This window comes from Pseudomonas sp. B611, assembly GCF_055407965.1.
The window spans coordinates 23,264-43,682 of sequence record NZ_JBUZST010000006.1 but is presented as its reverse complement, the minus strand read 5'-3'; the positions used below and the strand labels follow the sequence as shown (position 1 = coordinate 43,682).

Annotated in this window: 24 protein-coding genes; 12 read left to right on the top strand and 12 right to left on the bottom strand. The window is 42.9% G+C overall.

All coding sequences use genetic code 11. The features are described from left to right. The first annotated feature begins 93 nt into the window (after positions 1 to 93). Positions 94 to 753: a hypothetical protein gene (locus tag ACZRMO_RS15000; protein ID WP_032899767.1), complete on the top strand. Its 660-nt coding sequence runs from the start codon at positions 94 to 96 to the stop codon at positions 751 to 753. A gap of 92 nt (positions 754 to 845) precedes the next feature. Here ACZRMO_RS15000 and ACZRMO_RS14995 read toward each other — a convergent pair whose 3' ends face one another. Next, positions 846 to 1,793, bottom strand: coding sequence for a hypothetical protein (locus tag ACZRMO_RS14995; protein ID WP_008438359.1), 948 nt, complete (start codon positions 1,791 to 1,793; stop codon positions 846 to 848). Between the two features lie 157 nt (positions 1,794 to 1,950). Continuing rightward, on the bottom strand, positions 1,951 to 2,286 hold the full coding sequence (locus ACZRMO_RS14990) for a hypothetical protein (protein ID WP_032899769.1): 336 nt from the start codon (positions 2,284 to 2,286) through the stop codon (positions 1,951 to 1,953). A gap of 430 nt (positions 2,287 to 2,716) precedes the next feature. On the opposite strand from ACZRMO_RS14990, the gene ACZRMO_RS14985 reads away from it, so the two are divergent. Then, positions 2,717 to 2,935 carry a hypothetical protein gene (locus ACZRMO_RS14985; RefSeq protein ID WP_008438363.1) on the top strand — a complete coding sequence of 73 codons (219 nt, stop codon included), beginning with the start codon at positions 2,717 to 2,719 and terminating at the stop codon, positions 2,933 to 2,935. A 19-nt stretch (positions 2,936 to 2,954) separates the two neighbouring features. Here ACZRMO_RS14985 and ACZRMO_RS14980 read toward each other — a convergent pair whose 3' ends face one another. Next, positions 2,955 to 3,263 (bottom strand): helix-turn-helix domain-containing protein, encoded by a 309-nt coding sequence (locus ACZRMO_RS14980; protein ID WP_008438365.1) that lies wholly within the window; start codon positions 3,261 to 3,263, stop codon positions 2,955 to 2,957. A 191-nt stretch (positions 3,264 to 3,454) separates the two neighbouring features. On the opposite strand from ACZRMO_RS14980, the gene ACZRMO_RS14975 reads away from it, so the two are divergent. Genes ACZRMO_RS14975 through ACZRMO_RS14965 form a run of 3 tightly spaced genes read left to right on the top strand, consistent with a single transcriptional unit; the run spans position 3,455 to position 4,936 of the window. Further along, positions 3,455 to 3,829, top strand: coding sequence for a hypothetical protein (locus ACZRMO_RS14975; protein ID WP_008438373.1), 375 nt, complete (start codon positions 3,455 to 3,457; stop codon positions 3,827 to 3,829). Next, entirely contained in the window at positions 3,826 to 4,362 is a 537-nt protein-coding gene (locus ACZRMO_RS14970; protein WP_008438374.1) for a hypothetical protein, read from the top strand. The genes ACZRMO_RS14975 and ACZRMO_RS14970 overlap by 4 nt, the downstream gene beginning before the upstream one ends. 31 nt (positions 4,363 to 4,393) lie before the next feature. Next, positions 4,394 to 4,936 carry a hypothetical protein gene (locus tag ACZRMO_RS14965; RefSeq protein WP_008438375.1) on the top strand — a complete coding sequence of 181 codons (543 nt, stop codon included), beginning with the start codon at positions 4,394 to 4,396 and terminating at the stop codon, positions 4,934 to 4,936. Positions 4,937 to 4,992: 56 nt separating this feature from the next. Here the strand turns inward: ACZRMO_RS14965 and ACZRMO_RS14960 are convergent, their stop codons facing one another. From ACZRMO_RS14960 to ACZRMO_RS14950, 3 genes are all read right to left on the bottom strand, one after another. Next, a complete protein-coding gene (locus ACZRMO_RS14960; RefSeq protein WP_008438376.1) occupies positions 4,993 to 5,298 on the bottom strand; it encodes a hypothetical protein in 306 nt (101 codons plus the stop codon). 82 nt (positions 5,299 to 5,380) lie between these two features. After that, positions 5,381 to 5,557: a hypothetical protein gene (locus ACZRMO_RS14955; protein ID WP_157222872.1), complete on the bottom strand. Its 177-nt coding sequence runs from the start codon at positions 5,555 to 5,557 to the stop codon at positions 5,381 to 5,383. Next, entirely contained in the window at positions 5,554 to 5,823 is a 270-nt protein-coding gene (locus ACZRMO_RS14950) for a hypothetical protein (protein ID WP_008438377.1), read from the bottom strand. Before ACZRMO_RS14950 ends, ACZRMO_RS14955 begins: the two co-directional genes overlap by 4 nt. Positions 5,824 to 5,921: 98 nt before the next feature. Here ACZRMO_RS14950 and ACZRMO_RS14945 point away from each other — a divergent pair, with 98 nt between their 5' ends. Then, positions 5,922 to 6,692: a hypothetical protein gene (locus ACZRMO_RS14945; protein ID WP_008438378.1), complete on the top strand. Its 771-nt coding sequence runs from the start codon at positions 5,922 to 5,924 to the stop codon at positions 6,690 to 6,692. Between the two features lie 39 nt (positions 6,693 to 6,731). Here ACZRMO_RS14945 and ACZRMO_RS14940 read toward each other — a convergent pair whose 3' ends face one another. Continuing rightward, positions 6,732 to 7,403: a hypothetical protein gene (locus ACZRMO_RS14940; protein ID WP_463973343.1), complete on the bottom strand. Its 672-nt coding sequence runs from the start codon at positions 7,401 to 7,403 to the stop codon at positions 6,732 to 6,734. A gap of 82 nt (positions 7,404 to 7,485) precedes the next feature. Between ACZRMO_RS14940 and ACZRMO_RS14935 the strand changes: the two genes are divergently transcribed. From ACZRMO_RS14935 to ACZRMO_RS14925, 3 genes are all read left to right on the top strand, one after another. Continuing rightward, positions 7,486 to 8,235, top strand: a complete 750-nt coding sequence (locus tag ACZRMO_RS14935) for a hypothetical protein (RefSeq protein WP_463973342.1) — start codon at positions 7,486 to 7,488, stop codon at positions 8,233 to 8,235. Positions 8,236 to 8,629: 394 nt separating this feature from the next. Next, complete coding sequence (locus ACZRMO_RS14930) at positions 8,630 to 9,484, top strand: hypothetical protein (RefSeq protein ID WP_463973341.1); 855 nt, start codon at positions 8,630 to 8,632, stop codon at positions 9,482 to 9,484. Continuing rightward, the gene (locus ACZRMO_RS14925) at positions 9,481 to 10,077 is read left to right on the top strand and encodes a hypothetical protein (RefSeq protein WP_463973340.1); all 597 of its coding nucleotides are present in this window, start codon (positions 9,481 to 9,483) and stop codon (positions 10,075 to 10,077) included. The genes ACZRMO_RS14930 and ACZRMO_RS14925 overlap by 4 nt, the downstream gene beginning before the upstream one ends. On the opposite strand, the gene ACZRMO_RS14920 is transcribed toward ACZRMO_RS14925, so the two are convergent. The 3 genes from ACZRMO_RS14920 to ACZRMO_RS14910 form a co-directional block, all read right to left on the bottom strand. Then, entirely contained in the window at positions 10,074 to 10,796 is a 723-nt protein-coding gene (locus tag ACZRMO_RS14920; protein ID WP_463973339.1) for a hypothetical protein, read from the bottom strand. The two genes, ACZRMO_RS14925 and ACZRMO_RS14920, sit on opposite strands and share 4 nt — an antisense overlap. Next, on the bottom strand, positions 10,793 to 12,148 hold the full coding sequence (locus tag ACZRMO_RS14915) for a hypothetical protein (protein WP_463973338.1): 1,356 nt from the start codon (positions 12,146 to 12,148) through the stop codon (positions 10,793 to 10,795). Before ACZRMO_RS14915 ends, ACZRMO_RS14920 begins: the two co-directional genes overlap by 4 nt. A gap of 90 nt (positions 12,149 to 12,238) precedes the next feature. After that, a complete protein-coding gene (locus ACZRMO_RS14910; RefSeq protein WP_463973337.1) occupies positions 12,239 to 13,693 on the bottom strand; it encodes a hypothetical protein in 1,455 nt (484 codons plus the stop codon). 144 nt (positions 13,694 to 13,837) lie between these two features. Between ACZRMO_RS14910 and ACZRMO_RS14905 the strand changes: the two genes are divergently transcribed. From ACZRMO_RS14905 to ACZRMO_RS14895, 3 genes are all read left to right on the top strand, one after another. Further along, entirely contained in the window at positions 13,838 to 14,527 is a 690-nt protein-coding gene (locus tag ACZRMO_RS14905; RefSeq protein ID WP_301278864.1) for a hypothetical protein, read from the top strand. 70 nt (positions 14,528 to 14,597) lie between these two features. Next, positions 14,598 to 15,227 (top strand): HEPN domain-containing protein, encoded by a 630-nt coding sequence (locus ACZRMO_RS14900; protein WP_301278865.1) that lies wholly within the window; start codon positions 14,598 to 14,600, stop codon positions 15,225 to 15,227. Positions 15,228 to 15,332: 105 nt separating this feature from the next. Beyond that, on the top strand, positions 15,333 to 15,821 hold the full coding sequence (locus ACZRMO_RS14895) for a hypothetical protein (RefSeq protein ID WP_463973336.1): 489 nt from the start codon (positions 15,333 to 15,335) through the stop codon (positions 15,819 to 15,821). Positions 15,822 to 15,882: 61 nt separating this feature from the next. Here the strand turns inward: ACZRMO_RS14895 and ACZRMO_RS14890 are convergent, their stop codons facing one another. Continuing rightward, a complete protein-coding gene (locus ACZRMO_RS14890) occupies positions 15,883 to 18,252 on the bottom strand; it encodes a DEAD/DEAH box helicase family protein (RefSeq protein WP_122752465.1) in 2,370 nt (789 codons plus the stop codon). Then, positions 18,249 to 20,267, bottom strand: a complete 2,019-nt coding sequence (locus tag ACZRMO_RS14885) for a site-specific DNA-methyltransferase (protein ID WP_097191574.1) — start codon at positions 20,265 to 20,267, stop codon at positions 18,249 to 18,251. The genes ACZRMO_RS14890 and ACZRMO_RS14885 overlap by 4 nt, the downstream gene beginning before the upstream one ends. Between the last annotated feature and the right edge of the window lie 152 nt (positions 20,268 to 20,419).

The following is a 20,419-nucleotide window of genomic DNA, read 5'->3' as shown; positions in this document are numbered from 1 at the left end:
GCCAGGCTCTTTCGGTTTCTGTCATGATCATCGTCAATGGAGGCTCCCAAGGATCGAAGCAGTTGGGGAGCCTGACGTACCTAAAGGATTATCATGTTCCGCAAAGCTCACATCATTACCTTTCCAGCCCTTATCGCGACGGTTCTTTTACTGACCGGCTGCCCGCCATCACCTGAATTTACGCGGTGGAAACGCCCTTCTACCTCTGTTGAGGGTGTCAAAGCCGCAATGACAGAATGTGGCGACCCGGTAGGCACTTCGATAACGGATTTGCCAATCAACGAACAGGTGCTGCAATTCCAGTGTATGAAGCGTAATGGCTTCATTCGCAAAGACGGTTTTGAATACTGTGAAGTAATGAAAGACATGCCCGCCTGCGTCGAGGAAAGGCAGGGTCATCCTCTCAGCTTATCCCAGCTCGAGGCTTTGCCATTTGTGGAGGACGAAGCATTTCACCCTATCAAGCCGAATTCTGGCCGGGATGAACGCATGCAAGTCACCTGGCGCAAGGCGGGAGCATCACCGCATTTCTCAGTCCAGATAGCCAATGATAGTGAAGCCCTGCCAGTGATGTACGCATGCGGCTATGCCAAACCGCTAGGGTCAAATCTGGACGTTGCAAGTATCGGAGACACAGCCAAAGCGCAACGCTGCATGATTGATCACGGCTTTGAGCCGAAGCATAAATCAACGCTGGTTTGCCTTATCTATCCTCAAGTGTCGGGCTGTCCGTCAACGGCATTGCCACGTTGACCTCTTGGATAAGTAACTAGGAAAGCTTGCCGACTGCTTTGATCTTCCCAGATTGGGGTATGAGCTGATAATTGAATTTTGTACACGAACGCTCACTGATCGTCTCTAAAGGTTAATCGTCTCACGGTGATTTTTTCAGGATTGCCCAAGACCTGAAGAAGAACATTGTTTTTTGAATTGATAATTACTTCCCCGAAAATTCTTTCGAATTTCGTGTGACTGAACTGCATGCTTGGAAGATTTATGTCGGCGCATAGCCCTGCTAAATAATCTGGGAGCCTAACATGCTCCGCATAATCTTTTGCTCCATCCATGAAAGGATAGGCAAACAGAAACTTCGGTCTGTTAGGGTCTTTCACTGCACCTGAATTCAAACGAAACACGAGGAACATAATGAAGGCAATGTCGAATGCAACTTCGTCGTATTTTTCGAAGCTGGCATCGCGGTCAGTTACCCATCGGAGGTGAGCGGGCTCCTTCAACTGATTTAGAGTTAAGAAGAGGAACGCGGCGAAAGTAGACGTCAGTAGAACCTGTCTCGCGAGTTTGGCATTAAATTGCTTTCGCTTAACATCAAGTGCAAACACTCCAAGAGCCTTATCGATACGTTGCCAGTACTCTTTATCTGCTCCAGGTTCGGTAGACCATGACGCAATTAATTCGCGCAGCCCATGGCAAAATGTGTGGATATTGTCGTCGGTAATGAAATCTCTAAGCAGCTTCGAATTTCGATCAACGATGAACGAAACGCTAAACGCCATTGGACAATTGAGATATGAGATCAGACCTTCAGAAGCTTGACGAGTTTTCTTCAAATCCTTGGGTGCTACATTGGAAATATATTCTGAGAAATTTTTATCAGTATCGTGATGTAGCGTGATGACGAACGAGAAGCTGTCGTTTGCCTTATCAATATTGCCAACGCAATAGTCTGAGTAGACATTCCATGCTGCATCTGTCGGGTACTTTTCGAACCATGCCTGCATATCGTGAGTGAGCGATGGGCTATTTTCGGTGAGCAGCTTTAATAAGTCGAACATGAGCATCCCTGCCTACGATGTGTAAATGCCATCCTACCAGTAGAAAAAATAAAAAATATAGCTGATAACGGCGAAGTCCTTTTTTATCGCAACGCATATCCCAACCGCCAGAAACAGAAAAGCCCGGCGAACCGGGCTTTCTTGAACCGAACGCTGCTTATTTGGCTGTTTTCAGCTTGATCACGTCACCAGATACGGTGGTGGTGTAGCCGTTCAGAACCCAAGCCCAAAACCATTTTTCCTGCACTTGGGTATTGATCAGTGCATCGCCACCTTTTGCCTGAATAGCGGAACTCTGTGCGCGAACAAAACGGTCGTTTTGACGAATAGGGATCAGACCGAAGAGCATCAGGCCAGTGGCGCTCGCCTCACTATGGCCAACGACAGTATATTGGCTGCTGTCGTACTGCTGGGTTTTCATGGCGGTGCCAGTGCAACCCGCGAGAACCAAACCACATGCTGCAGAAACGATGATTTTGCTAAAAGACTTCACGTAAAAACTCCATGGTGTAGAGCCCGGATCCAATTATCGGGCGGCGACACTTTACCCGAAGGAGTACCACTTATGCATATCCTACAAGGCTTCCTACAGAAACGCGGCGAGGGTTGGCACCCGCAGGTCATTTTGCTACCGTCGCGCTACGCTCGCTGACATTGAGGGATGTGGTGAGAACAGAAGCCCCGGAGGTATGGCGAATTCGGGGCTTCGCTTTACTCAGCAATCAGGCCCACGGTCTCATGCAAGCCATCGATACATCGAATAGCCAGGATGCGGTCAGTAACACTGCCATCCATAGCGCGCAACGCGCCCGTTCTTCCTCACTAGCTTCGTAGCGTCAAACGCAATTGATCAGGGTGGATTCTTGAGATCGTCATTCTCCCTTGGTCATACTCACCAGGAACTGAAATCAACGGATAGCACCATGCCCCTCACGCTGCCCAAACAAGCATTGCGCGACGATCTTAAAGAAGCAGCAGCCACCCTCAAATGGGCTGGCGTTGATCTGGTCGCAGTAGCTGACCGTATGAAGGCAACTGGCGATGAGCAAGCAGCAAGCGAGCTGCTGGAGATAGCTCGCTCATTCCAAGAGGTTGAAGACAAGTTAGAAGGTGATCCAGAGAGGGTGAAAGCTGGCTTATAAAACACTGACCAGGAACACTTTAGGGCTTGGGTTTCTTGCGAGCCTTCCCTACCAACGCTACAAGTCTCTTCAGCTCATCAGCATCAGCGTTGTGGATAACTTCAAAGAGAAAAGCCCTCTGCTCAATCTCCCCATCCAGATCCGCAAAAAACTCTTTGACCGGCACGCCAAGAATTTCAGCAAATTTGTAGACAGCCTCCACGGTTGGAACGTACTCGCCCGTTTCAAATCGACTGATCGTCTTGGGGTCGAACCCTGACCGATTGGCTAGCTCCGCTTGTGTGATTCCCTTCCCTAGGCGGTATTTCTTAATCGCTTTTGCAAGCACCACAGTTTTTCAGCCTGTTCACATATTTCAAACAAGCACTTCACAGTAAAAATCCTTGTCTACAAACGCTTCGTGCCATCGGATTTTTTGCTAAGAATACGATGGCTGGCGTAGACTCCGCTTTAGGTATCAGACGGCCACCATGCCGTCTGTCAGGGGCGCTACGTTCGATATGGTTGAGGATTCAGGGAATGGCAGATCGCGATGAGAATGATAAATGGTTGTCGTATGACGGCCAGAAGCACGAAACCCATTTTCAGGCCAACGAGCGTGACAAAGCCCACGGCAAGGAAATGCGTGAGACCTTTCAGAAAGAAGTCAGCCTGAAAGGCAACCTTGTCCAGATTATCTACCTTGTCGTCTGCGTCCTTGTATTTGCGGGTGCGCAGGGCTTTGAGAGTGGCCTGGGGTACGTCCTTCTTCTCCCGATGATTTGGGGTTTGTACGCGCTCACCAAATTCGTCAACAAATTCACACAAGAACAAAGAGACCGAGTGTTCGGATGGACAATCTTCATCATTGCGGTGATTTCAATAACGATGCTGGTGCGAGGAATCGTTAAATGAAAATCACTGACCTAATGCTTTCAGCTTTGATTTTCTCTACTGCCACGCTTGTTCATGCTGCCCCTAGCTTTTCGAAGAATGAAAGCTATCGGGTGGAACAGGTGAGTGCAGACATACAAGGTTTCGGCAATCAGATTTTAGATCAGGCAGGAAAATCAAAGTATCTAAAATTCGATTTACAAGGAACTGAATATGCCTACATCATTGAACGTCTTGGTTCAAACGATGTGCAATACACGGGAAATGCTAAAGACCTAAATGGTGTCATTTTTATTAATGTGAGAGCTTTCAAAGACGGTTTTGAGCTTCCAAAACAGGTCAGTACTTTTACACCTAGCAAATATAATAATGCGATCCGCATTGTAAAAATGGACCGTAATGATGATCGCCCTTACGAGTTCGACCTTGGAATGGATGAAGACAAACGGTTGTTCTTAATCGACGGCCCTACGTCTACGACCCACTTAGAGCAGGTCGATACAATTAAGAAGTACGTTTCAAGAAAAGACAAAAAAAGTGCTTACGCTTTCTAAACCTTACGCTTTCTAAATGGAATTTCATACCATGATCAAAAAAATCAGCAGTTTTGCATTTACAGCTTTGCTAATTTCAACAGCTACACTTGTACAAGCTGACACAAGCTTTTCGAAAAACGATAGCTACAATGAAAACCAAGTCAGCGCGGATATTCAGGGCTTTGGTAACAAAGTCATCGATCAGGTAGGCAAGTCGAAATATGTAAAATTCGACCAGCAAGAAACCGAGTATGCTTACATGATCACTAGGTATGCAGAGGGAGACATCAAATACACTGGCAATCCTGCCGATATGAAAGGTGTACGGTTTATAAAAGTACAACTCTTCGTGGATGGTACACCGGGGCATACTCAAGTGAGTTCGTTTACACCCAGCAAATATAATAACGCTATCAAAATCGTAAAAATGGATCGTGACGATGATAGACCTTATGAATTCGATCTAGGAATGGATTCAGACAACAAGCTTTATATAATCAACAAAAATGGAAGCACAACACCGCTCCAACAGGTCAATGAAATCAAACGTGATATTCCGCTGACGGAAAAAAACAAAAAATTCATTTGGTAGAAATAGTAATAAGGCAGTAGTTATAACTACTGCCTTCAAAAACGCACTCCGATTTTTTATCCACCGATGATTTTCAACCTTATGATTTTCTTTTCATCGGGGGTTAAATTCATTGTAGACAGTTTACCTACTGCAAAAAGGTAAGCGTCCTTGGTAGACGGAAGGTTTTGAGCAAATTCATCTTCAAAATTGTGGAAATATAGATTAGCTAATCTGTCAGCTTCAACAACCAAGTCATATCTAGCCAATTCCTCCGCTAATCGTCTTCTTTTGGCTTCTTGATTGTGAAGCCTCACAGCCTTAACGTAGTCATTATCTTTCTTATCTTCTAGCTCAAGCGCAATCGTTTCATATGTATTCATTTTTAGTAAAGTTTGTTGTTAAGCGAATTATAGCATTTCACTTTAATCAAATTTACCATTAAGCAAAAATAACAAAACAGACTCAAAGGTCTGTATTAATAGGTTTCCAATTCTCCCTAAATTCTTTATGCTTTTTCCGCTCAAGCTGGATATTCAGATCCAGACTCAAACATTCGTCAACCTCATCATCTGTTTTTTTATGCGTGATCGGCTCTTCATCATCGTAGTAGTTAAATGGCTTCTTTTTTCCTATTTTCATTTAACAGCCTCCTTACTGATAAGCTCAAGACTTAAGTCATGGAGCGAAGAAACTGCTGACTCACTGAAAGTGATAAATATAGGCGCTCTGAAATTCATCACTTTGATTTTTGTTATCTTCTGCATTTTTTTAGTAAAGCTTAAAAACTTATCCCCCTTGATTCTGGCTTTCACCAGGATCGACAGTCTCTTTAGCTGATCGCCTTCGATCTCAAGACTAAAAGCATTTAACGCATTTACATCATCGACAGTTATTTCCTTTTTCATTTTTGGCTTGTTTGTTTGTATTTATTATAGCATTTTAAAAATGGTATAATTTGAGAAACAAACCTTCTAATACAATGAAAACAATAAAAAGATGGCTAATGATTCTTTTAGCAATCGTCGCCATTTCACTTACAACAATTCCCAATAGCTTTGCAGAGCCAATAACAGGCCAAACAGCATCAGATCGAACAAGCAGCTTTGTGGGAACAGATGACAATGACGATGACTATGACGCAGTGATGGATAATTCCAACGAGGACGAATATCAATATCTAATTTCAATAATTATCTGGCTAACTAAAACAATCAGCGTATTTGGAGGGCTAATATTTATAGTCATAGCCTTTAAAAATATGGTTCTTTACACTGAAGTAGGCGCACAGGGCAAACACGAAGTTAAGAACAAGATGATTTTCGGTTTGATCATTGGTGTTTTAATGCTCAACATCACTTCTACCGTGGATTCTGTCGTTAAAACCTTCAACTCAGAATCTAAAGGGGCTTGCTATATAACCAATGAAGATGCATTTGAAGATTGGAAAATCGGTAAAAATAAGGATATGTGTTGGAGTGTTGCAAGCAGTCAAATATCAGGACCAACCTTTGACAAGGTGAAATCAATGATTGATTCGCAACATTCAGGAGAGCTAGAAGGGAATCTTAAAAACATAATATCTGGTTTACAGATGGTGGGCTTTCTATTTTTCGTGAATGCTTTATTTGCCCTTCATAAAATTTCCACGGGTTCAGGACAACGTAGTTTCATAGGCGTTATGGGACAGCTCTGCGCTTCTACATTAATAGTAGATTTAGTTCACACCATCGTCATAGTACAAGGGACTATGACCAAGCTAGGGCTTCAGGTATAAAAATAGCCCCATACGGGGCCTTTATCATTTTTAAGCTTATCACTCACTTATGAATTGGTCGAACAGACGCCTTGAGATTTCATGTCTACATTCGTTGTAGACTCCACGCTTGATAAGAGCCATTTTCAGCACATTTTCAAGATAGTCGAATTCTGATGAGGTTGGGTCAAAATCGTAGCTGACTAATATTCGTGCAGTTTTAAAAGCATCTCGCAAAAGCGCTTCTTCTTCTTTCTTGTACTCAAGAGCCCAGCGTTTGTAATCAGCCAGGGAACCGCCCTTCTCTTCCACAGGCGTAGCCGGTGGCGTTGCTATAGCTACGTCTAAGCTTACTTCTTCCTCTACCTGGACGATGCCTAGAGGCTCATACGATTCGCTCACACCAAGGGGCACAATCACGTCAGGCACAACGACAGGCCACTCATCATCCCCGATGCCTTGCGAAGGCTCAACAGAGGCTACTGCAGGCGCTAAGATGGGTGCTGGTGCTGGTGCTGGTGCTGGTGCTGGTGCTGGTGCTGGTGCTGGTGCTGGTGCTGGGAGCTTGATCGCGGCAAGTGATGCATTCAAGCCACGATGTTCAGTTATCGAGCTTAACGCTTGGATCAGTGAGTCAGTTCTTCCCGCGACGTTCTCTTTTGTTTTTTCTGTTCCGAATAGATCTGGTAAATCAATCTGCACTGGCGGTTCGTTAAAGTTTAATTCATTCATATTTTACACAGTTGTTTTTGTCATTATAGCAAATGCGATTAGCTCAAATGGTATAATACGTTAAATAAATAATTTCCCGCACATGACGAATTCAAACATCCACGTATTAAATCCTCAACTAAAACTAACATTTCAAGACTTCACAGCAAACGGAAAGCCATCAATCAATCAAAACCTAATTCAAGCCCTGGCGAAACTTCATCAAACAAATACCAGTGAGTTGATGATATACACGGCCCAAAGAAAACGCTTCACTACAAAGATTCAGGTGCATTTCACAAGAGACTTGCTACTAGAACGACACATCAGTATCACAGCACCAGATGCTATACGCATCGAACACGAACACCACTGCTGCTTTGAATTCGACATTACACATAATGGTAAATCCAAAACAGCTAATGAAGATTATTTGAAGCTACACCTTTGCCGCTTTTTCAAGGTTGTGGTGAATTACGACACTTGGGATTCTTTTACTAACGAAGACTACAGTAAAGCGTATAGGAAATTCATGCCGTACAGGAGCCCTTCAGAAACGGCCATCAAGATTAACCAAACAGATCTTCTTCAAGGTTTACGCTCAATAATAAAAGACCTTGAAGCCCCGGTCATCAAATACATTCCAAGCGGAGCCGAAGCATTCGCAGATTTAACCCAAGATATAGAAACACGAACACATAAGCTTTACGTTGCAATTGAAAACCCATTACAGGAATTGCATTGCATGGTCGCAGTGGATGCGACCACTTGCCAAGTCTTTGCATACTATCCAAAATCAAATCTAAAAGACCTCGCATATTTTAGTAACGTCTTTCTCAAAGAATCCTCCTGACAAAATGGTATAATTATAAAAACAAACTTAACAATCATGCAAAACTCAAAACCATCTACAACTCAACCTTATGCTAAATACTATAAAATTGAACGCCTCTTCAAATTTGCAATACTTGCGTTTGCCATATTGATAGCTTGCTCAATTTTCATGAGCCATTCCATTGGTAGTTTCAGTTTCATAGACTGGCTGGTGGTAGCATCTCAAAAATCAAATGTCACGCAAATCATTTGCGGCCTGATTGCTTACACCATCATTCCAATGGGTCTCTCTTACCTAATCATTTACAGAAGAAAAAACAGTCAGGCTAATGCCTGATTTTTCTTTATTCTATAAGGCGAGTTACATCACCTACAAATGGTATAATTAGAGAAGAAAAACAAACAATGACATTATGTTTAAAGCTAGTCTGACCAAAGGGCGAGAGATCCCGATCAATGACTTGGATGAATTGCTTTACAGCAAGACTTTCGACTTTGATCCGAAACCCAACACTCTCGATGAAATTATCAACGCTGAAAACTACACAGAGCTGACTAATCCTTTCATTCTCTACAAGTACAACAAAGAAATTGAATTTCTACTTTTCTTTTCGAACTGCCCAACGCGCAACGATTTAATTAACGCGCTTATCTTTGACGATTATTCACAACGCTTGGCTAACAAACCTTTCGCTTTTCGTTTGAAGTGGTTCTATGAGAAAGACCTGAAAGGCTTCCTAAATTCTTTATATGCTTTTCCTACTGACGCACTCAATGTCAGTGGCTATAGAGCTAATAGCCGTTGTACAGATCATCGTTTTAAAATCAGAAATGACTGGGCACAGATTCAAAACGAAGAATCATTAAACAACTTCACTACGAATGAAGAAAACTGGCTGGCCTTTGATGCTTTTCAATTATGCCAATTTGATGAGTGGGCTGAAAACGCCAGACCAAACAGCATTAATGAATACATCGCTTTTTTGCTAAAGAAAAACTATGCACGATACTTTACCCATTACGTGAATAAACCTGAATGGCTTAGATACCCAACAGACTATATGACGGAACACCCTACGCTTCATAAAGACTTGTTAATCAGTTATGAACCCTTTCTGAGAAAATACGGGCACCTGTTCCAAAGGTACAACGAGAAATATCTCAATAAAAAAGCAAAGTCTTACAGAGCCTTTCTTACGGCTAGTAAAGCTCAACAAAGAATAATGAAAATACTTTCAATACCAACCAATATCATGAGGATATTATGACAGACGAATATGAAGAAGACGCGATAAATCAAATGATGGAAAATTTAAATTCAGGGATAAACGGGGATGACGAAAAAGATATACCCAATCCAAACTCAGACATTCTTGATCAGATTTTCAACTCCGGCCCGCCAACGGAAGACAAATCGTATGCCGGGATTAAGAAGAAACTAGGCGCCCCGCTGGATAAATACTGCACTGCATTTGATCAAATAATCACAAGCAATTTTCTGAAACAACCAATCGAAACCTGTGCATCTCTAATGTTTGTCACTAGCATGATTAGGACTTACACAAAAATCAAACCCGGCTCATCCGAATGGAAAATGTGCATTGAAGAGGTAAAGGCATTCGTAAAACACATGGATGACTATTATAGTATTTTTAAGTACACCCAATTCGAAAACAACAAGATCAACACTCACTTTGTAGAAAATCTATTCGAGCTGGACAGGATTATTTTCAAGATGGGTTATTCGAAGGTCAAATGGGAATACAGACAACCCATGGAAATTCTAACAATCTGCCTAAAATTTCCAACGAACAAATCAGTGCTAGCCGAGATATTTACAGATTTACAGGGCGACCTTTAATCGCCTTTTCTGTAGGTGCTTGTCGTATCAAATGTGTAAAGTTCATCGAATAGAACATCTGCATTCTTCTGTAGTTTCTTATCCAAAAAGCTTTTCAAGTCTTCATCACCCACCAGGTGAGGCGCCTTCAAGGCATCATGACGAGCTACAGCTAACGGGATGCGCTGATTGTCAGCGAAGTACTGCCCGAGGTTAGAAGCCAGCTTACGCGCAATCACAGCTTGAACTTGTCCCTCCACGGAATCACGCCCAGCTTCCAGCACCGAGTCAGGCAGATCGATGCACGCAGCGTGGATTACGTCAGTGATGAGCCTTACAAGGCCCCCTTCTGGCGTTACAGCTTCATCAGCTACCAGGGAGAGAATGATCTGGCCTTCGTTCGTGGCTCCCACTGAGAACTCATGGTGTATGTCCCTTATGACGGAAAGAACAAGCTCTGCAGACTGGGTACGCACGTCCAGTACACAGAATCCCTTGGCTTTCATGAGAACAGAATCCAAGCCGTTGGCCGTGGCTGTCAACTGTTCACCATCATGGGAAACCACAAGCGGCAAGGACCGTGACGAGCGAATCATGGCGCTGATCAAACGTTCTCGACATCTATTGAGGAATTCAGGCTTCGCCACCAGCTCATCTGCAGCTTTGGAAGCCTCCTTGCTTCTTGGCCTTTGAGCTTGGTTAGGTACGAAGAAGGAGAACAGCCCCTTCATCGAAATCATGGTTTGTACCCTCTTTTAACTGCCTCACGCACTGTGTTGTCGTCTTGCTCATTCTTTTCAAGCTTGTGCATTTCTGAAAGAATTTTACCTCCATTAATGCCATTTAGCTCTAATGATACTTTGTGTAGATTTCCGTCTTTCGCTTTTTCACCAACAATATTTTTAGAATCTTTTGAAATAGAAATATCAATACATAAACCATTTGAAGCCTTTACTGTTAAATCTTCAAATGTGGATAGGTTGCCTTTAGAGTTCATAACAATGCTACGAATTGAATTGCTTATCTCTCTCGTGCTTAATTCTTGAAGATACCTTTCTCCTTTTTCTACGGTTTTTGTAAGAAATGTTGCAGATAGCTTTTTATCAACAGTCGAACCTGTCACATGCTGACCATCATCGCTGAACGTAATGTCTAAATTATGTTCACTTGCGAGGACTGGTCTTTTACTATCCAAGAAATCCAAATCACCACCGAAAACTTTCAGCATTCTTAACGTGCGTTGTTCTAATGCTTCTTGTGCAGTTATAGTTTTAACACCACCAGTCAGGGGCGGGGCTTGCGAATTCAATGGTTTCGCATTGTTGGTTGACTCCGCATCAACCTTGACAGGTTCGATTTTAGGCTTTAACTCATCCATCAAGTACCTGAAATCTTTATCAAGAACGACAATTCTCTTATGATCGATACCCGCAGCATGAAGGGTTTTATAACATGACACGAAATATTTTTTACGTTCTTCATGGCTTACTAAATCTGGATCTGTTGAAAGCTCAATGCTTTTTCTGTTCCCGGAATAGTTATGCCTTGCTTCAAAATCAACAACCTCTTGAACCCACGGACCATTGATATTTACATAAAATCTAACCCCCCCTGATCTATTGAGGTCAAATTGAGTTCTATTTCTTTCATCCGCTATCTTAATCTTTGAGTTAGAAAACTCCATTATAGACATATTGTATTTTTCTAGAATTACCTTCAACTCAGCTAGATAATCTTTTGCCTCAACCATTGAATTTTCAGGGCTTTTAGCCAGCTCAGACTCTGGTATTCGCTTTACATTAATACTAGCAATAACTTTGTCACGAAATGCCCCATCTGTATCAGTCAAATAATCATATTTAGTTTGACTATTGCTTCCCATGCCAAAGGTTTTAGACTCTTCAGCGAAAGCCTTCAATATATCATCGCTATACTGCTCTTGATTCTCCGGCAAATCATTGATGACACTGGGCGTTGAATCTGCATCTTGAAAAGATTGAATTACATCTACAGTATTCTCTGTGAATCCACCGTCTTTTTTTCCGCCGAAAACCTCTTTGAGATTATCTTTAATTTTGTCTATGAACTTCATTTTAGATTTGTTTGTTATTGCTTTAATTATACCATTTCGCAATCAGTAAATTATGCGCAAAAAAAGAACCCGAAGGTTCTCTTATTTCATTCACATCGAAGGTTTGTTTCTTCGACTTGTTTTCCTCTCTTCCACATCCACAGGTTTTGGCTCAAACAAAGCATCCGCGCTTGCTGCTTTGGCTGCATTGCTTGGCTTTATTTCTTTAAACTGATTATCTGCGCTTGAAATATTATTCAGTGCGTTGAACAACCCCGCCCCTAATTTTGAAGTCCCAACCACGATGCTACTTAGAGGAAATGTCTCCCTCTCTTTTGTATTACCATTTACTTTCGAAACAACCACGTCTTGGTAATCATCTGAAAATGACAAATCAATCCCATTTTTCTTTAGATAAGATTTTTGCTTAACAAAATTTTCGAGATTCATACCTGATCTTATGATCGCCAGTTGCCCTTGACCTTCAAGCGAATTGAAGACCCTTCTGTATTCTTCAGCATCAGGCATCTTCGAAGTATCAAATTGAAAATTTCGATCTGGAATGCTCGCATCACCCCCAATCTTTGTGACATTAAAGGTACTGCCATCATGTGATATTTTAATCTTTAGCCCTTCTGTTTTATCTAATTCTACCCCTCTATTTATCATATCCAATATAGAATCTCCCCTCCTGAACAACCCTTCGCCCAAAAAGATCTCTTCAATTCTATTTTTCACTACATCGGCGCTCTGCTCCGCAGGAATTTCTTCTTTTGGTTGAGCGACCTTTTGAGATGATTCAGCTACTGGTGCAGCAGGTTCAACTGGCTTTTCAACAGGCTTGTTTTGACTCACGACATTAACACCAGCTACAGCGGGCTCTTCTGGATTAGCTGCCTGTGCGTCGGTTTTGTACTTTTCAAGAATAGAATTGAATTGCTCGTTTTTTAAAAAAATACGGTCGAGACTAACGCCTGACTCTATCAACGTACCAATTGTGTTCTTGATAAATAATTCTTGCGCAGCAATTGCTTCTGGAGTCTTTTTAGAATCATCTACCCACACCTCAAGCACGGTGTCAGGCTGGTGAAACTTGAAGGGAGCTACTGCCCGCACTATGTCCTGATTCATCTGGCAATTCAAATCACCTTCATTGAATCGTATATCACCACTATGCTTTACACTCACATCAATGGCGCGTTCTTGCCCTACTTTGATGAAGAAAAGGTCTACACCATCATGTATGTCGTCTTTCTTCTGCATTACTTTTCTATCGTAATTTTTACCTATTTTCAGCAGAGCTGAAATAAACTCATCAATTGGTAGCTGTTCTTCGTCTTCATTGGAAAGCTTAGTCAAAGGCAGGGCACGTTTAACATTTACACCACCACTCATAACCTCTTGTTGTTCTGGTTGAGGCACTGGATCTGGTTCAGGTAATTTCTTAAAAACACCTTTTTTGGCAAGCATGTCATCAATATCTTTTGTTTGCTGTGCATCATCTATTTCGTTTCCTTGATTTCTTTTTGCCAGCGCTTGCTTTTCTTCTTCTTTTGTATACTTCATATTAGACTTGTTAGTTATATGAACAATTATATCATTTTCTTTTATAAAACCACGCTAAACAAATTGACAATAGGTTTTCCATCAATTATCTTCAGGCAATTCTTATTAAAAACACCAACACGCACGCACGCAAGGAACGAGTGAATGACTGACAAAGCCTCTCAAACTGAATACGAAACCGCCATTGGTGCTGATCTCCACGCAGCTCCTGCCAGGGAGCTGGGCGCAAAGGTTTTGAAGCACATGCTGTCTGTCACGACTTCATCAGCCTTGACTGACATCCACGCTCAAATCTCCGCTGCAGCGACGTCGGGCGATGACGAAAAGCTGGTTAAGCTTTTTGAAGAATTGAAAAATCTAAAAGATGCGGAAAAAGCCAACCTCAAGTCACTGGCAGACTTGAAGAAAAGCACTTCTTTTGAACGCGTTCTGTTGGCGTTCCAGGACGAATTCAAAGCCTTGGCATATGACATTTCGCTTGAGGTCATCAAAGGCACACACGTAGCGTTGAAAAATGCCGGTGGCAAAACAAAAGGCACTCGCAAAACCAGCGAGAAAGACCAATCCGCCGAGCCGACTTTTCACACCGTGACGCACAACGGTAAGTCTGAAAAGCTGTTCGCCCGCTGGGGCCGAGCTGCTGTGAATCTGAAACAAGACGAAAAAGTATTCACCTTGTTGGGCTTTAAGATCGTCAAGAATGAAGCAGGTAAGGAAACACTCGATCCGGCAACCATCAAACTTAAAGACGGCTCCGAGGTTCCAGCTAATCGACCAAACATCGTTAAGGCTATCACTGAGAAAACCGCTTTCGATGGTTACACCATCGCTTGATGGTTCCAAGCTGCTAGCATGAAGCCCCGGCCTATCGGGGCTTTTTTTCGTCTGCCATAAGGGACTGAACATGGAAGAAGATTTCCCAGAATATGAGGATTACCAGCGCCATCAGCGGCCCACACTCGTGGACGACAAGAGCCATCAAAATCACTGGCGGAATCGTGCCAATGACCTTCATGCCTCTGCCGGTGCCATTTGGCTTTCCATGTCAAACGGGCGTGGTCATCACGCCGCTAGGGAGCTTGGGTTAGGTGAAGGGTTCGACATGCACCTTGCCTGTTCCCACGTTTACCACATGCTGTGTGGGCTATCCTTGGAAGTCGCAATGAAGGCGGCGCTTGTTAGCCAAGGGATTACTCCACCTGAAAAACACGACTTGAATTTGCTGGCTCACCTACTCAGCGTGAAGAGAAACCCTGCGCAGAAGAAGATCCTCAATTTTTACCAGCACAGCGTTGTTTGGGCAGGACGCTATCCCGTGCCAGTGAATGCGACTGACGAGAAGCTGATCGACTACTACGAGATGGCCAACACCGTTCTGTACAAAGGCAAGACAGTGATTAAGGGCACGACCATCAACATCAAGACCTACTCACCCACTGGGGCAACGTCTTGGGAGCGGTATGACGCTCTCTACAAGAGCTACACAGCCCTATTCGATCATCGATACCCAGGAGCAACCCATGGAAGAGCTTGAGTCTGAATCCTTCCAGTTCAAAGAGGTCTGCGCTTTCTACGGTGCAGCTATGCACATGGCCCAGGTGGGTAAACTATTGCTTGATGGTTCCAAGCTGCTAGCATGATGCCCAAGCCTATCGGGGCTTTTAAAACATACACTCAGGAAGAGTCATTAATGCAATATCACTCTATTAATCCAGGTGACCGCGATCTAGAACTGCAAAGAGCCATTCAAAAAGCAACTTCGCTTGCAGACCATGTACTCCTTGTATCACCTAGCTCGATTAAAGATTTAAACCATCAGCTCGAAAAAGTGATTGGTAAAAAATTCATAACCGAACTGTTCAAAGAACGCCGTCTTCCTATCAAATTTGAAGATGGTCGTACCTGCACTTATTATCTCGCAACCACTGACACAAAATCTTCATTCCCCGGAGGTGTAGTCGTCCTTCCCTGGGCTTCTTTACAGTCTGTTTATTGGGCAGTTAAAAACTTTCCAAGCTCACACACCGTTTTTGTACCTAACGAAGATGCACAAAGCTCCATCAGAGGCGAGGGTAAAGATGAGTTAACCCTTTACTTACTAGATTATCCAAAATCAATTAATTATTAGTAGGGCGTAAAAACAGCTTCACGCTTAAAAAAGCCTCATTTCTGAGGCTTTTTTCAGAGTCTTATTTAACGCACTCTTTAACTGCTTTTCCAATTGAGTCAACATAAAAGGGTTTAGGCTGATTCCCTTTAATTCGCCATACGGTATAACCTTCTTTATTGGTGGTTTTACCTCCAATAACGTCCTGCTTACCCTTCACAATGAATCTGACATGCATCCTTATTGTCTTACCCTCATAAATATCGAACATTTTACGAGCAAGAGCATCGGTAAGAAGGTGTTTTCCTTTAGTGTCCAGAGCGTAAACAATTCCTTTATTCCATACAAGGAAATCGGGATAAAAGTTAGCCGTGTCACCAGAGGTTAAAAGTGGGATGAAATAACCACCTGTAGATGGGTTTCGGTGCCATAGCATACTCGACTCATCTAGAGCATTTGCAAAAGCCAGTTCCTCAGAATTCATTTTCCCGTATTGAGGATAGAGACTGTTAACAAATGTATGACTTCCTTCTTTAACAACCCTAATAGGACTGAACTTAAAAGAATCTTGATCCTCATATATCAGTTCGGAGTGATTAAAATAAGCATCGGCTATTTTTTCCGCTAGAATCTTGACCTGAAATTCCGCGTTGCTTCGTACCTGTACACGCACATCGAATTTAGGATGTTTTGAATCAAGAATCTTGTTGGCTTGAGGGGCTGATGATCGCACAGCCAAAGACAAAAGCCAGCGCAGTCTCACTGGATTTGTCTGGCCACCTTCTAGCCATTCCACTCCTGCAGTATTTCCGTCTTTAGATCCTAGCTTAATAGTCAAGCTAGCTGATTCAGCTTTACCAGTAGTATCTTCAGACCCTTCAGAATAGGTTGGAAAAACTGACAATAGCTCGTTGACAGTTTCCATCGCCTCTTCTTTTTGAACATAAATATTGTGGAGGTCGGGAAGAGCTTCCTCTCTTGGGTATACCTCGATTGCTCCAGGCGCGTTACCCGTTACAAAAGATGAAGAAATCGCAATTGGAGCCCCTTCCTGGTCAAGCTTCGCTTTGACAAGCTCAAGAGCTTCGTTGAAAACGCTTTTCTTATCTACACGAATGAAGAAATGGGCAGCGTTCAATGCTTCACTATCGTAATGTGTAGCGTGTGGTTGACGAAGTACACGCCCAATCAATTGCTGTACCTGCAATGATGACCCCATAGATTTATCTATGTATGCAAGATAGCATTCAGGATCATCCCAACCTTCCTGTAACGATAGGTTGAAAATAATGTGTTCGTAATTTCCCTCTTGGAAATTATCGAAGTCATCATCGCCTTGCGAATAATGAATTACCGCGTCTGGCTTACTACCATCCGAAAATTTCAAATTAGCGTAAATAGCAATGGTCAACGGATCTATCCCTTTTTCCTCTACCAAGTATCTCCAGATCTTGATTGGTGGTGCTTGACGTAGATTAAAAGGTCGTGTCGGGTCGTCGGTTTGCCCGTCATCATTTATATTAGTTTTGCAAACATAAATGGCTTTAGGCTTAATTGGAAGATCTCTTAAAGAGACTTCCCTTTTTATAAGTTTCCACCGATCAATCAACTCATCGAGGCTGCGTTCCATAGGAGCAGTCGAGCCATCAAAATTAATTGCATTTTTGACCAGCTCAGCATTCACGACCTCTTTACTGTCAACAGCAGTCGTCATAAAGGTGTCTGAATCAGGCACTCCATCTTTAAGAGCATTAAGCTCTTTAAATTCAGAAACCTCATGTTCACAACGAAGAACCCAGCCGCGCATCTGCTGAATAACCATTGTCTGAAATTTTGCTGGCAACTTTACAGTTGCACTCGCTAAAAGCCATGCTTCAGGCTCTAATTCCCGCAATATGTCGGTTTGCTGCTCTGAAAGATTGTGGGCTTCATCATAAACAATAATCAGAGGCCTTCTAGCTGAACCGTCATTACGCTGAATGAGCCTCTGCCACATAGAGAGACTCCCAAGCTTATCTTCGCCTGGCCGGTAAACCTTTAAATCACCTTCAGCTTGATCTTTATTGTTAAATAGACCTGTAGTGGTCAAAATCAATAGGGGCGAACCGCTATCTTGAATCATTGAAGGCGACAAGTCTTTAATCAAGCAAACCTGAAAACCCTCAATCAACGGTGCGTATTTACCACCATTGAAATTGTTATATGTCTGTCCTACAACAGATCTAGCCTTGGACATCCATAATACAATTGGCTCCCCCTGAAGCTCATTACGAATTAGGGTGACAGCCTCTGCAAGAATAGGAGTTTTACCAGCTCCAGTTAAAGCTGAAAGAGCTTGAAAGAAAGGATCAGCCGTTTTTCGCGTACCAGGGCGAGCATCATGGTTCGCAAAATACGCATAACGCTGTGCAATTTGTTGCGCAGCATCGTTCTGAAATTTAATCTCTTTCATCCTTGCTCAACCTCAACTTCCATATCATTGTTATAAGCATCAGCGCGCGAGTTAAATCCGATATGTTCGAGAACCTTATCAGGTATCTTATAAAACTCTACAGTCCGCCCTGTATAAGGAGCTAAAGCAGCATAAACGTGATAACGCTCAAATAATTGATGAGCTTTAGCTTCCGCAACTACTTCCTTAAAGACCTCTCTATTTAATATAGAAGGTTGATCTGCACCTTCCCATATTAGGAAAAAACCCTCTTGACGATTATTTATAGCAAAAAGATGTTTAACTTTATCGTCACTTACTCGTGAAAGAGAGTTTTTCGCTCTGTCAGATTTGTCCCAATGACTACTAAGCAATAAATCGATCATTTCTTCACGTTGTAAAGCTACAACTGCAGATGCATCCACTTGCTGTCTTTTGAGCTGAGCGAACTGAAATCCACCGCCCAAGGGCTCTCTTGATCCTGTTTGCCAGTTACCACTGATAACACGGCGAATACGATCTGCAGTTAACGTTTTGGCATACAAATCACCTTTTTCATCATTCCCTTGCTCAATCATGATGAATCGACGATCCGTATTGGTAGCCTTATTAACTTCGAGGACTGCGTGACCCGTTGTACCTGAACCGGCAAATGGATCTAAAACAATTCCACCGGGCTTACACCAGATTTGAATAATCTTCGACATTAACTTAAGTGGCTTAACGGTTTTAAAATCGTGCCCTTTACCGACGACTGCTGTTAGCTCACTGATTCCGGCTTGACTATGCCCCGACTCTTCGTGGTCCCAAGACTGCGCTCCAAGCGAAAATGGAGTTTCATAATCTTCATCAGCCCAATAGGAAAGCGGCACTTTACCCTTTCTAATATTTTTGAGATAACGCTTTAAGCGTGGTCCGCCGTAACCGTTGCCGGTAAAAATAAGCCTAGGCCAGGGATCAGAATCCCTGATTTTTTCTGCTTTTAACTGAGAACTTTTAACGATTTCATTTGGCCCTTGAAAAACGCCATCTTTGAATTCTGCGCCTTTCAAAACAAGAGCTTTGACCTTTACTACTTTGTTGGTTTTTTCGTCAATAAATTCATTTTCATCATCAATCCATTTTTCCTCATAGGTGCTTCCCCATGCTTGCAACCACGCTTTCATGTCTTTTTTATCGCTTCTCCAGCAAGCTCCTGACGGCGGATAATGTAACTCGCCGGTAAAGGGACTCTGAATCGCGTAAACCATTTTTTTATGACTTGATGCGCCAGGACCTGAAGGGTTATCGGAAGCCCAGTCTCCTTCTGGATCGTTATCATTATTGGTATACCGAGCATTCATTTCATCGGTGCGATCTAGCAAACCAGTTTTAGCTTTATCACCATCCTTTGCATAAACTAGAACGTACTCAGTCGCGGTTGAAACACCACCTTTCTTCCCACCCGTATCACTTTTAGGGGAATAAGCTTTCTGCCAGTTGATAATGCCAATGCGGTTTTCTTCACGGAAAATCTCATCCATGAGCATGCCCAAACGGTAAAGCTCCCTATGGTCGATGCAGATCGCAATCACCCCACCCGGCTTTAACATTTCCCTCATCATCCAAAGACGAGGTGTCATAAAACGTAGCCATTTCGAGTGTCTCGACCCGTCTTCCTTCGGTACGAGATCTCCTAGGTCGGGATCGTTGGGATCTTGATCCCACTTGTCGTTATATCTGAAATCCTCGCCTGTATTATATGGAGGGTCAGTTAAAACCAAATCTACCTGCCCCCTGTACTTATACAGAGTCACCATGGCCGAAAGGTTTTCTCCTTCCATTATTAAATTTTCTGCCTGCTCCGAAGGCAAACCAACGGATACCCGTTGGTTGATTTTTGTCATTTTTGGTTTTACTTGACGAATAATCTGCCAAGGAGCGGTTCGGCCCGTGTAGGACATGACGATGCCGTCTTTGCCTGCTTCAGAGCGGGCCTGATCGTGCTGCTCCAGCAATCTGATGAGATCACTGCGAGTCATTTGCTCGTAGCTCATTCGGTGTTCTCTACTCAAGGAGATGAGGATTCATCGCAAATCGCTCAACTCTGTACTAAAAATTGTCCGCTGGGATGTCGTCACCTAGCGGGCTCATGCTACCTATAATACTGTAAATTTATACAGCTTTCGATGAGGATATGATCTCATGA